This is a genomic window from Bacillus sp. AFS029533 (assembly GCF_002585125.1).
GTDB classification, from domain to species: domain Bacteria; phylum Bacillota; class Bacilli; order Bacillales; family Bacillaceae_G; genus Gottfriedia; species Gottfriedia luciferensis_B.
In genome coordinates this window covers 18,201-29,921 of record NZ_NUQC01000040.1, presented here as the reverse complement: position 1 = coordinate 29,921, position 11,721 = coordinate 18,201, and the positions used below count along the sequence as shown (strand labels likewise).

The 11,721-nt window shown below is 30.7% G+C and carries 13 protein-coding genes; 5 read left to right on the top strand and 8 right to left on the bottom strand.

Annotated elements, in window-relative coordinates; genetic code table 11:
* Positions 1–190: 190 nt before the first annotated feature.
* Positions 191–328 carry a hypothetical protein gene (locus tag COE53_RS24125; protein ID WP_175403443.1) on the bottom strand — a complete coding sequence of 46 codons (138 nt, stop codon included), beginning with the start codon at positions 326–328 and terminating at the stop codon, positions 191–193.
* 335 nt (positions 329–663) lie between these two features.
* Here COE53_RS24125 and COE53_RS19480 point away from each other — a divergent pair, with 335 nt between their 5' ends.
* From COE53_RS19480 to COE53_RS19460, 5 genes are all read left to right on the top strand, one after another.
* The gene (locus tag COE53_RS19480; RefSeq protein ID WP_098948567.1) at positions 664–996 is read left to right on the top strand and encodes a hypothetical protein; all 333 of its coding nucleotides are present in this window, start codon (positions 664–666) and stop codon (positions 994–996) included.
* A gap of 25 nt (positions 997–1,021) precedes the next feature.
* Complete coding sequence (locus COE53_RS19475) at positions 1,022–1,900, top strand: ABC transporter permease subunit (RefSeq protein ID WP_069032470.1); 879 nt, start codon at positions 1,022–1,024, stop codon at positions 1,898–1,900.
* Positions 1,897–2,916, top strand: a complete 1,020-nt coding sequence (locus COE53_RS19470) for an ABC transporter permease subunit (protein ID WP_069032469.1) — start codon at positions 1,897–1,899, stop codon at positions 2,914–2,916. Before COE53_RS19475 ends, COE53_RS19470 begins: the two co-directional genes overlap by 4 nt.
* A 363-nt stretch (positions 2,917–3,279) precedes the next feature.
* Complete coding sequence (locus COE53_RS19465) at positions 3,280–4,503, top strand: MFS transporter (protein WP_069032468.1); 1,224 nt, start codon at positions 3,280–3,282, stop codon at positions 4,501–4,503.
* A gap of 76 nt (positions 4,504–4,579) precedes the next feature.
* Positions 4,580–4,882 carry a hypothetical protein gene (locus COE53_RS19460; protein WP_069032467.1) on the top strand — a complete coding sequence of 101 codons (303 nt, stop codon included), beginning with the start codon at positions 4,580–4,582 and terminating at the stop codon, positions 4,880–4,882.
* A gap of 519 nt (positions 4,883–5,401) precedes the next feature.
* On the opposite strand, the gene COE53_RS19455 is transcribed toward COE53_RS19460, so the two are convergent.
* The 7 genes from COE53_RS19455 to COE53_RS19425 form a co-directional block, all read right to left on the bottom strand.
* Complete coding sequence (locus COE53_RS19455; protein ID WP_069032466.1) at positions 5,402–5,701, bottom strand: SMI1/KNR4 family protein; 300 nt, start codon at positions 5,699–5,701, stop codon at positions 5,402–5,404.
* 229 nt (positions 5,702–5,930) lie between these two features.
* Positions 5,931–6,191 (bottom strand): DUF1294 domain-containing protein, encoded by a 261-nt coding sequence (locus COE53_RS19450; protein WP_069032465.1) that lies wholly within the window; start codon positions 6,189–6,191, stop codon positions 5,931–5,933.
* A gap of 22 nt (positions 6,192–6,213) precedes the next feature.
* On the bottom strand, positions 6,214–6,690 hold the full coding sequence (ybaK, locus tag COE53_RS19445; RefSeq protein ID WP_069032464.1) for a Cys-tRNA(Pro) deacylase: 477 nt from the start codon (positions 6,688–6,690) through the stop codon (positions 6,214–6,216).
* A 36-nt stretch (positions 6,691–6,726) separates the two neighbouring features.
* Positions 6,727–7,662 carry an EamA family transporter RarD gene (rarD, locus tag COE53_RS19440; protein ID WP_069032463.1) on the bottom strand — a complete coding sequence of 312 codons (936 nt, stop codon included), beginning with the start codon at positions 7,660–7,662 and terminating at the stop codon, positions 6,727–6,729.
* Between the two features lie 25 nt (positions 7,663–7,687).
* On the bottom strand, positions 7,688–9,127 hold the full coding sequence (locus COE53_RS19435) for an MDR family MFS transporter (RefSeq protein WP_069032462.1): 1,440 nt from the start codon (positions 9,125–9,127) through the stop codon (positions 7,688–7,690).
* Positions 9,128–9,242: 115 nt separating this feature from the next.
* Entirely contained in the window at positions 9,243–9,761 is a 519-nt protein-coding gene (gene msrA / locus COE53_RS19430) for a peptide-methionine (S)-S-oxide reductase MsrA (RefSeq protein WP_069032628.1), read from the bottom strand.
* Positions 9,762–10,003: 242 nt separating this feature from the next.
* A complete protein-coding gene (locus COE53_RS19425) occupies positions 10,004–11,716 on the bottom strand; it encodes an FTR1 family iron permease (RefSeq protein WP_098948566.1) in 1,713 nt (570 codons plus the stop codon).
* Positions 11,717–11,721: the final 5 nt, after the last annotated feature.

Genomic DNA, 11,721 nt, shown 5'->3' with positions numbered 1-11,721 from the left:
TGTATATTTCCAACTTGATTATTCAACCAAGTTTAATAGTTTAATAATTTGAAATAAATTCTAAATTTGAAAGTAATCCCAGAAATATAAATCCTATTCCTAATGAAAACCATATTGATTTTACTAACCAAATAGGCAAAAATTTTATAAACCCTCCAAAAATAAATGTAATAATAAACCCGATACAGCCTTAAAACTCATTTGAGTATACAGTTATATCTGCAGCATTCGATAAGTTTTCTTTATTTTTTTCATTTGTGATCATTACTTGTACGAATAGAAGCCCCCCTGTTATTATCAGTCCTAATCGATTTATCCAGTTGATCACACCATTAATCCTCCTGATAGTTTATCTACTAATTAGTTTAATAATAGGCTAATTATACAGCTTTGATTGACTTTTGTAACTTGGGGTATTTTGAATATTTAATAGAAATTATTTTGATCAAAAAAGTAAAGCCCTATTTAAGATTTTAAGACCTAAATTAAATAATCCTTATGTATAAGAACGTTAGCATATAACGATGTGTATTATTCTAAATCGACTTATTTTTGCTATAGTAAACTGTTGTTTTGTCACTAAATTCTAATTTTTCTTACAATAATTTCCAGATTGGTTTAAAATATAGGTAATCAGATTTTAATCTAGAAAGGATGATGAAGTTGAAAAAGCTTATTTTTGCAATCATTACACTAGGATTTCTGTTTGGCCTTACATGGATTGTTTCAGATTTTATGCATGGTAAAATGATTGACTATGCGTTTTTTGTAGGATTGGTAATAACGATCATTATCCGATTTTTCACGAGTAGTGGCAGCGGATATGCATCCAATAGCATTAATTTAAGTACTCAAACACAGACGGGTATGAAAAGAACGGGTGAGAATGCTAGTCCTTTTACAGTAACTCAAAAATCATTTTCATTACTGGTATCTTTTACTTTTACAATCGTTTCTTTACTCATTACACTAGCTTATTACTGGAAAGAATTTTGAAAAAAAGGAGTGAGATTAAGATCAAATGAGCATACGCTTTTATCTCTGGAAAAAATTCTACCAACTTCTATTTACGATCATTTTGATTGGAATCATTGTAGCATTTTCAGCTAGCTTACATACTTCAAAAGCTGACCTATTCCATTCTGTTTTAGAACAAATTAAAACGTTTGGTCACAGCTTTCTTCATTTAAACGAAATGACAATACAGATAGGAATCTTTTCAAAGCAAACACCATTATGGAGCTACTTAGTAGAACCGTTTACTTATTCGTTTATTATTTTATCATCTTCTTTTATTTGCACATTCACACTAGGAATCTTGTTTTCGTATGTAACCTATCTTTTAACACCCAAAATGCAAAGAGTCGTTAAAGAGGGGCTATTCCTCTTACAAAGTATTCCAGATGTGATATTCATTTTCGCAGTTCAATTATTCATCATTTGGTTATATAAAAAAACGAATATACTCATAGTCGATCCTGTCGCTGGTTTGAAGAAAGTCTATGTATTACCAATACTTGTCGTATCCATTTTACCAGGAATCATGTTATTTCAAATGACATTTTTAGCAATCGAAGAAGAAAGTAAAAAAACATATGTCGAATTTGCAAAAGCAAAAGGATTGTCAAATGGATGGATACTTTTCAAACATATCCTACGAAATGTAGTTGTAACGCTATTTTCTCATTCCCACTTTTTGTTTTGGTTGCTTGTATCGAATTTATTAATCGTGGAATATTTATTTAACATACATGGTTTTTTTCACTTACTTTATACAACATTGAAAACACCTGACGTATTTTACGTCTGCTTGCTAACTTTATTTTTTCCATTTTTTATCATTGAAACTATTTTTAATGTAGTCGCGATTAAATTAACAGGAAAGGAGCAATCTGAATGAAAAAAGGTTGGACGAGATACCCTTTCCTAGCTTCATTGTTTTTTCTAATTGGTTTAGTAACCTTCAGTTTTCTTTATACGTACTTTTTAAAGGATCACATTAAAGCTCCACCAAAACTTTTATATGATGGAAACGGGAAAATGATAAAGGGGCTTCCATTTCCACCAAGCTTAGATTACCCATTTGGTGTCGATCGTTTCGGTCATAATCTATTTTGGTCAGTCATTGATGGTGCAAAGTACACCATATTAATTGGTTTGTTTGTCAGTTTCTTACGAGTTGGGTTAGGTGTTTGTTTCGGGATTTTTTACGGGATCTATTTGAAAAAGATGAGATCTTTTTTTACAACTTTTGAACGAGCATTCCGTTTTATCCCAGCAATTCTTCTTGTCATGTTGTTCTTTGATGTGAATCTATTTAATAATGCAACAAAAGGGTTTTCCTATATTGCTTCAATCATTATTTGGCTAACAGTTGTTGCATTACCATCTCTCATTCAAGTGATTGGCAATGAAGTGAGTCATTTTAACAAAGAAGATTTTATTACAGCATCCAGAGCGATGGGTGCAACGAAATTTCGTATTATTCAAAAACACGTAATGCCATTTCTACGTTCTAGAATTTTACTCATGATCGTTCAACAAATGATTAGTGTCTTACTACTACTTGTTCACTTAGGTGTAGTTCGAGTGTTTGTGGGTGGTAGCACAACAATCTATCTCGATTCTGTCAACAGTGTCACACTACCTAATACGAATGAATGGTCTTCCTTAATTGGTGTCTCATACCAAGAGCTAATGCTTGATCAATGGATTGTTTTTGGTCCAAGTATCGCATTTATACTTACTTTATTAGCTTGCAATGTAATGAAAAGAATGTTGCAAGGTGCTGAAGAAAGAGTTGTTACTCCAAAGACTGAGCAAACAACTTTAAAAGAGAGTAAACAGATAAAGAAATCCGACTTTACGTTTGTCGATGTCGTGGTAAGGAATAAGAACATTAAAGAGTTTCAGTAAAGCATAAAAGGAACTTCCCTTGAAGTTCCTTTTTCATTTCAAATCCTTTTATAGGCGATGACAAATGTTATATTATCCTCGACTAAGATCATAATTTCAATCATCTTATTGAACTATCCTGCCATAGAAATTCATCACAATTTCTACCTTTTTACTTTTATGCCGCTATGGAATTTCAGTATTCTATCTATCTTCAATTATTCTCCCATTTAGTAAAACAAACACCACTTCAACAACCCAATTAATCATATCCGATATTGCACTTTTTCATTTTTTATTTCGATTTTACATAGTCTTTTTTTACTATTGATGAGATAATAGTTTTTGTCGAATTATATTTTGGGTAAATGGGGAGAAATTTTTATGTGGAAAAACCGAAACGTTTGGATCGTGTTGTTCGGTGAATTTGGAGCCGGTATAGGTCTTTGGTTCGGAATTATCGGAAATTTAGAATTTATGCAAAAACATGTACCATCAGATTTCTTTAAATCGTTAATTCTTTTTTTCGGCTTATTAGCTGGAGTTTTTGTTGGTCCGTTGGCTGGACGGTTAATTGATCAATATTCAAAGAAAAGGATTTTATTAATTAGTGGTTTAGGTCGAACTTTAAGTGTAATTCTGATGTTTTTTGCAATACAATACGAAAGTATTATTTTCATGGTCTTATTTTTAGTTATGCTGCAAATTTCTGCCGCATTTTACTTCCCAGCGCTTCAAGCTGTTATACCAATGATTGTGAAAAACGAACAGTTATTAACTTTAAATGGGATTCATATGAATATTTCTACAATATCCAGAATTGCCGGAACTTCAATTGGTGGTATTTTAGTTGTATCAACTAGTCTCACGAATGTATATGGAATGAGTATGCTAGCATATGCATTTTTATTTTTAATGACGTTCTTTTTACGAATTGAAGAACCTACGATCAAAGCAATTAATGTAGAAAAAACAAAAAATTCTAAAACAGACAAAGGATTTGCTGAAATATTTGCACTCATAAGAAAAAGTCCAACAATCTTAAATTTATTTATCTTAAACCTAGTGCCAGTACTTTTCCTTGGTGGATTTAATTTAATGGTAATCGAAATAAGTGATATTCAACATGATCCTTCAGTTAAAGGCCTTATCTATACAAGTGAAGGTATCTCATTTATGATTGGAGCATTTGTCATTAAACGATTAACAAAAAAATATACGAATAAGCAATTATTATACTTTTCAACTTTTTTAGTAGCTTTTGCTCAGCTATCACTTTTCTTTGCAGATCACCATTGGATGACTCTTATCTCATTTGCAATTTTCGGATTTTCAGTTGGTTGCTTCTTTCCTGTTTGTTCAACTGTTTTCCAAACTTCAATTGACAAATCATATCATGGTCGACTTTTCTCATTTAGAAGTATGTATGACAGGGTAACATTTCAGATCGTCCTTTTAAGTACAGGGCTATTTTTAGATACAATTGGTCTACAATATATGGTTTTAATTTTCGGAACGGTTTCGCTTTTAATTCTTGCTAGATTATTGAATAAAGAGAAAAAATCTAAAGCAGAGTTAGTGAGTGAAACTCAAAATTTATCAATGTAATTAAAGAGGCTGTCTCAAAAGTGAGTTTAACTGACACGGGGGCGCCTCTTTTATTGTGACACTTAGGAGGTTTTATATGAAGAAAATAGGAAAGTTTGTATTAATTTTTATAATTTTCATTGGAATTGGATTTAGTTATATTCAATATAAAAAGTCAAATGTTGAGAAAAGTGTAACTAAGTATCTAACAACGGAAAAGAACATATCAAAGAATGACATTATTTCCAGTGAACCATTTATTGCGAATTTACAAGGAGATAAGAATTGGATGGTTAGCATCAAACTAAAAAATGATGATAAAACGTATTATTATTACAAAAGTAAAAACAAAGTTATTTTAGAATCATATGTGGAAAACGGAGAAGAACACGTTCAATAATAGAACGTTTAGATTTTACAGAGCCTTTTGGAAAATTATCATAAAACGTTCTCGAGAATAATATTATTTAAGTACTGATCTAAATTGATAAAAGTAATCGGAGGTATCTCAACAGCACTTTTCATTTATAGTTAATTAAATCTCTCTTTTTCAAAGATTATTAAAAGATTTTTATACAATTTAGTAAGAATTAGAGCATATTTACAAGTTTCTAATTTCAAAGTATCATCTTTATTTCAATTTTAAGGCTATAATACCCTTACTGGTACAGGTAATTATTTATTTTATTTGCGGTTCTCTATTTTTAATTGCAGTTTTGCTATTTTTATTTGCGATATTCAGAATTTATTTGCAGTCCGCTGTTTTTTTAGTTTTTCATCATCTATTTGCAAGATAGTATTGCTATTTTTAATTGCGGTTTCTCTATTTTTATTTGCGATTTTCAGATTTTATTTGCAGTACACTGTTTTCCCATAAAAAAAAGGGGTTCATCTTGGAACACCCTCATTTTATTAAAGCTCAATATCCATAAGCAGCTAAGAATTCATTCAAACTTGAATACAGTGTAACAACTTCCCATTTCCGTTCAAATTCATAGGCAGTACATACTTCCCCTGATTCCTCGTTGATGAAAATAACATCATCTGTTTCGTCATCGAAGCCAATTATTAACCAATTTTCTGGCCATTGTATTTTTTTACTTAAGTCCTTTTTAGCCTCATTTAACTCTTCTTCTTTTATAAAATAGATTGTCATATTTTCATTTGAGACCTCATCTATACCGATTCCTTTAATTCTTGAAAACCATTCACTTTGCATTTAAATTCCCCACTTCCAATAAGAAAGCCTGTATCAACCAAGTGATCACAGGCTAACTTTTTTACTTTTGTGCTTTTTTTGATTCAGATAAATTTGATTTATCTTCGTAGTTTGGTTGTTTTTGACTAGCGTTATTTTTTCTTCCACCATTTCCACGTCCCATTTCTTTCGCCTCCTTAAATTGTCATAAAAATATTTTATACAATTAAGGTAAGACTATCCCATTAAATTATAGAAAGAAAAAATAGATAACGAATTGGATAAATAGGATGATCCAATAACCAAAAACAAATTTTGGATGCTTTGTTTTATGTCTAAAATAATACATTCCTAAAATTGAACCAATTGAACCACCGATAATTGCAAATAAAAATAATATGCGTTCAGGAATTCTCCATGCTTTTCTTTTTGCCCGAGACTTATCAATTCCCATAATTGCGAATGAAACAATGTTAACGATTACTAAATAAAACATAAAATACCCTACCATTTGGATCCCTCATAAGACTCGTTTATTTTGAAATTTTTGCTATTTTGCTACGAGTTGATTGTATTAAATCTTTTGCATTCAATTGAAGTTGTATACCTATTTTTCCACCGCTTACAATAATCTCTTCTATATTATTAACAGATTCTTCAATAAAAGTAGGGTATTGCTTTTTCATACCAATTGGTGAACAGCCACCTCGAACATATCCTGTACTTGCTAAAAGGTCTTTCACTGGTAATAATTCTACTTTCTTTTCTCCAGCAGCTTTTGCTGCTAATTTTAAATCTAATTCCTTTTCGACTGGAATGACAAATACATAAATCGCCTTAGATTGACTGATTGATACAAGTGTTTTATAAACTAATTCAGGATCTTTATTTATTTTATTTGCTACAGAAACCCCATCAATCTTTCCATCATTCGAGTCATAATTTAAGGTTGTATAGTTAACTTTTTTTGAATCTAACATTCTCATTGCATTCGTTTTACTTACAGCCATTTTTACTCCTTTCAAAGCTACATACATAATCTATTTCTAGGCAGATATTGATTGCTTTTTATTTCGATTTTTAAGTTTTTGTTCAATTGATTTCATAAACGGTGTAGTAGAGACCGCAAATACGATACAAGCTAACCAAATAAATGAAAATGAGATAAAGTCTTTCTTTGAAAAACTTTCATCATATAATAAAATCCCTATTAATAAACTAATTGTTGGTGAAATAAATTGCAAAAATCCAACATAAGTATACGGAATTAATTGGGCTGCTTTACCGAAAAACAATAAAGGAATAATTGTTACTAAACCAGCACCTACTATAAATAATTGCTCAATTGGTGCACTTTCTACAAGTCCCGCTTGGCCTTTATAAGCTAGAAAACCAAAGTATAGTAAGGCCACTGGAAAAATTAATAATGTTTCAATTGTAAGGCTTAAAAAAGAATCGATATTTAAAATCTTTTTCAATAATCCATAAAAAGCAAATGTTAAAGATAATAGTATTGCTACGATAGGTAAAGTACCTGACATGATTGTTAAATATCCTACCCCTATTGTTGCTAAACAAACTGAAACGATTTGCCAAATAGACAGTGACTCTTTCAATACGATTACACCAAGTATAATGCTAACTAATGGATTAATATAATAACCTAAGCTTGCATCAAGAATATGATTTGAATTGACTGCCCAAATATAGATTAGCCAATTGGTACTAATTAATAGTGAAATAGCAATCATTGAAACGAATACTTTTTTATTACTTACAACTTGCTTCCAAGTAATTTTAAATTGCTTTAATTTTTTTGTAAGAAGAATGAAAAGTATTAACGTTACAAAAGACCATATAATACGATGTGTTAATATTTCAAAAGGAGAAATATCTTGTATTAGTTTCCAATAAATTGGTAAGACTCCCCAGACCACATATGCAAGTACACCGTACAAAATCCCTTTAAGTGTGTTGTTCATTCTCTCCCAGCTTTCTTTTTCTATATTAGTGTGCTATTTCAGCCTTTTTTTCTTCAGATTGTTCAGACGGTAAAAAAAAGACGAAAATAAACGTAATAATACTAAATACCGCCATAAATAAAGTGATGATTTCAAAACCAGCCGTAACAGCTTTTACTGTCGATAAATGATTGATTTGATTATGAGCATTTAAGATTAATTTTTGACCATTCAATACTTCGGAAGCCTTAATTGTAAAAATGGTTCCTAACACAGCAACGGTAATTGTTTGCGAAAAAGTATTTAAAAAGGAATTTGCGGCAATTGCAATACCCCTTTGGTTCATTCCTACTGCTGATGAAATTAGGATCATATAAATTGGAAAAGATAAACCAAAGCCAAGACCTAAAAATGCATTAAATGGATAAATTAATATTTTTGAATCATGAAAAAAGTTCATACCTAAGGCACCTATAATACATAAGAAAGCCCCTAATAGGATAATATTTCTTGCCTTCATTTTCTTAATGAAACGACCAGATAAAAAAGAACCTAATGTCCAAGCGAATGAAAGTGGAATTAACATTAAACCTGACTGTGTTGCACTTAATCCAAACACACTTTGATTATAAACTGGTAAATATACCTCGATCGAGATTAGAAGCGCATGTGCAATAAACATTGCTGCATATGTTACGACTAAATTTCTGATTTTGAATAATGAAAGTGGTAATAATGGTTCTTTTGCTCTTGTTTCAACAAAAAGAAATAACCCAAATAAAATAATTGCAAAAGCAAAAAGGAAAAGTAAATTTGGAGAAGTCCAGTTATGTTGCTCTCCTCCTACAACTAAAGCATATAAAGCAGATAAAGTACTGAATATAAAAAGGATGGACCCTAAATAATCAATTGAAACTGTATTTTTACTGTCAATTTTCTGATGATAATATTTCCAAAATAGAATAATAGAAATGATGCCAAATGGAAAATTAATAAAAAAGATATAACGCCAAGAAATGAAGTCTACAAAAAATCCTCCAACTAATGGACCAATTACACTTGAAACAGCCCAAACCGCACTAATATACCCTTGTACTTTAGCCCTTTCTTGGTATGGATATAAATCACTTATTACTGTCATCGTTAAAGGTAATGCAGCTCCAGCACCTAGCCCTTGAATTGTACGAAATAATATCAATTGACCCATATTTTGTGAAAAACCACATAAAACTGAACCTAAAATAAATAAAATGATGCCAAACATTAATAAGTTTTTGCGACCATATAAATCCGATAACTTCCCATAGATGGGTGTCGTTACAGTCATTGCCAACATATAAGCTGCAAAAATCCAACTCATCAACTTAACACCAGATAATTCAGTAGTGATGGTAGGTGTGGCAGTTGTTATAATCGTCCCTTCAATCGCAGACAATGTAACAGCTACCAATAACCCGATCGTCACTAGCCTTCGATTTGTTTCCATAGTATCCCTCCATTCGAGAGCAGATATAAGGATTGAAAATTTTTAGGATAGATAAATATTCCTATCTCCCTTAAAAATAATAGAAGCTCTAATGGAGCTTCTATTGTTTTTTTGCCTACTTTTTCCAATTTGACTCAATAAATTCGTCTCTTCCTGACATCGCTCTATCTTCTTTATAGTGTTTTGGATTTTTTTTATGATAGTCTTGGTGATACTCTTCAGCCTCAAAAAAAGTGGTTGCCTGTAATATTTCAGTTACGATCGGTTTCTTAAACATATTACTTTCAATTAATTTTTCTTTTGATTCCATTGCTTCCTTAAGCTGTGAATCATTATGAACAAATATGGCAGCTCGATATTGTGAACCTCTATCTTGGAATTGACCGTCTGGATCAGTTGGATCAATTTGCGGCCAAAATAATTCTAATAATTTTTTGTATGAGAATAATTCATCGTCAAACGTAATTTGAACTACTTCATAATGGCCAGTAGTACCCTTTTTAACCTCTTCATACGTAGGGTTTTCTAATTCCCCACCCATATAACCTGAAACAATACTATGTATACCAGGTAAATCCTCAAACGGTGTTACCATACACCAAAAACAACCACCTGCAAATGTAGCTTTTTGAATCATTAAAAATCCTCCTTACTTTACCTAGTTTACATAATATTATTATGAAAACCTATCTAATTCTTTAATCTTATCTTATCTCTTTTAAAAGAATTTTTAAATATTTTAGCTCATAATTTTCCAATTTTTTATTAAATGAATTCCATCAATCTGATTTGACTATTACTAAGGTGAAAAGACGATAAAAAACAGACATAAATTGTCTATTTGAAGGACAATTATGCCTGTTTTCTTATACTGTTTTAAGCAGCAATTGACTTACTATTATTTTTAACTTTTGTTCCAACGAACAACCAAATGACAAATAGTAATAAAATTAGTTGTGGAATGATACTTTCTAGGGAAGGATAAATCCCTAATTTAGGTATTGTTGGAAAAATAGTACTCATATGGTCAGGCAAATAGCCAATTCCTTGTAATGCATGTATACTTTGACCAATGAATTTAAACGTCAAGTAATAAATACATAAACTTGCAATTGTAAAAAACGGCTTTAAAGGAATAAATTTGCTTCCTTTTAAGATGAAAATTCCAATTATTACAAGTAAAATGATTCCACCTGCAAAACCAGTAATCAATTCTTTCGCTGTAATTGAAGAACTCATACCGATATAAAATACTACTGTTTCAGCACCTTCTCTAAATACTGCGAAAAATGAAAGTAAGCTTAATGAAAGAATTCCTCCGCCAGCAATTGCTGCTTTTGCTTTTTCTTTCATCTTACTTCCATATACTTGTTGGCGGGATTGTTTATGCAACCATAACCCAACTGTTAACATGAAAACAACAGCAATAAGACCAGATATTCCTTCAATTAATTGATTACTAATTCCAGCTGAGATCTTTGATAATAAGAACTGGAATAATAAACCGGCTACTAAACTAGCTAAAATACCACAAGCACCACCAACAAAGATCCACTTACGTGCTGATTCTTGTTTACCTTTTGACACTAATGCTAGTAAAGCAGAAATAATAATTAAAGCCTCTAAACCTTCACGAAATACAATTGTCCCTGCATCAAACATCGTATAAGATGTTTTCTTCGTAGCTAAGTTTAAATTGTTTTGAATTTGTTTTAATGTTTTCATCGTTGTAGCAGATTCAGGCTTTTCAGTTAACTGAGTTAAAGCAATGGATGTATCATTTTCAATCTTCTTATATAATTCCATTGAATTTGATTGAACCATTACTTCAACATATGGCCAATCTTGTATAAATTCATTAAACGTTGCTTGTGCTTTCTCTGTATCATTTGATCCAACATAATTGATTGTTTGATTGAGTAGTTTTATAGCTTTCTCAATACTAACTTCTTTTGTTGCGTCACTACTTGGATTATTCAATACATCGATTAATTTAGTAAAAGAATCATTAACTTTAGTAATTGAAGGATTTTCAGTAAACAAAGTTGACCTAGAAGTAATCATATTAGCTTCGATTGAACCATAAAAACCACTGTTTGCTTTTCTTATATCATTTTCTACTTTTGACCATTCAATTTCAAAAAGCTTATACTCTGATTGTGCCTTTTCCCAATTCGATTCATTTGATAAAGTTTTAACATTATTTAAATGAAATATTATTTTAGTCAGATTAATTTGAGAAAGATCTTTTTTATCATTCGTATTTTCGATCCACTTTTCTGTTTCAAAAGCGATCCCGCGAATATCATCTTTTACTGTTGCAAGTTCATTTTGATCAATATCTTTAATCGCTTGGTCAACAAGTTTAGTTAATTTTGAAGTTTTTTTCTCATTTTTAATTAACTCTTTAATCGCTAATAAATCTGTTTTTACTTTATCTTTTTCACCATTTTTAACTTCTGTTAAAGAGTTACCAATATGTGAAAGTACTTGTTCCTGGATATCAGTTTCAGCAAATGTTTTATGAAACGGACTAAATATTAAACTAAAAAATAGTAAACTAGCTATTAAAAATATATTTTTTTTCATGCAAT

Bases quoted from the DNA above. Each gene is read 5' to 3' on its own strand.
- COE53_RS19460 (WP_069032467.1), top strand. From the start codon at position 4,580: ATGAAGAAAATAGGAAAGTTTGTATTAATTTTTATAATTTTCATTGGA.
- rarD (WP_069032463.1), bottom strand. From the start codon at position 7,662: ATGAACAACACACTTAAAGGGATTTTGTACGGTGTACTTGCATATGTG.
- ybaK (WP_069032464.1), bottom strand. From the start codon at position 6,690: ATGGCTGTAAGTAAAACGAATGCAATGAGAATGTTAGATTCAAAAAAA.
- COE53_RS19465 (WP_069032468.1), top strand. From the start codon at position 3,280: ATGTGGAAAAACCGAAACGTTTGGATCGTGTTGTTCGGTGAATTTGGA.
- COE53_RS19475 (WP_069032470.1), top strand. From the start codon at position 1,022: ATGAGCATACGCTTTTATCTCTGGAAAAAATTCTACCAACTTCTATTT.
- COE53_RS19470 (WP_069032469.1), top strand. From the start codon at position 1,897: ATGAAAAAAGGTTGGACGAGATACCCTTTCCTAGCTTCATTGTTTTTT.
- COE53_RS19425 (WP_098948566.1), bottom strand. From the start codon at position 11,716: ATGAAAAAAAATATATTTTTAATAGCTAGTTTACTATTTTTTAGTTTA.
- COE53_RS19455 (WP_069032466.1), bottom strand. From the start codon at position 5,701: ATGCAAAGTGAATGGTTTTCAAGAATTAAAGGAATCGGTATAGATGAG.
- COE53_RS19435 (WP_069032462.1), bottom strand. From the start codon at position 9,127: ATGGAAACAAATCGAAGGCTAGTGACGATCGGGTTATTGGTAGCTGTT.
- COE53_RS19450 (WP_069032465.1), bottom strand. From the start codon at position 6,191: ATGGTAGGGTATTTTATGTTTTATTTAGTAATCGTTAACATTGTTTCA.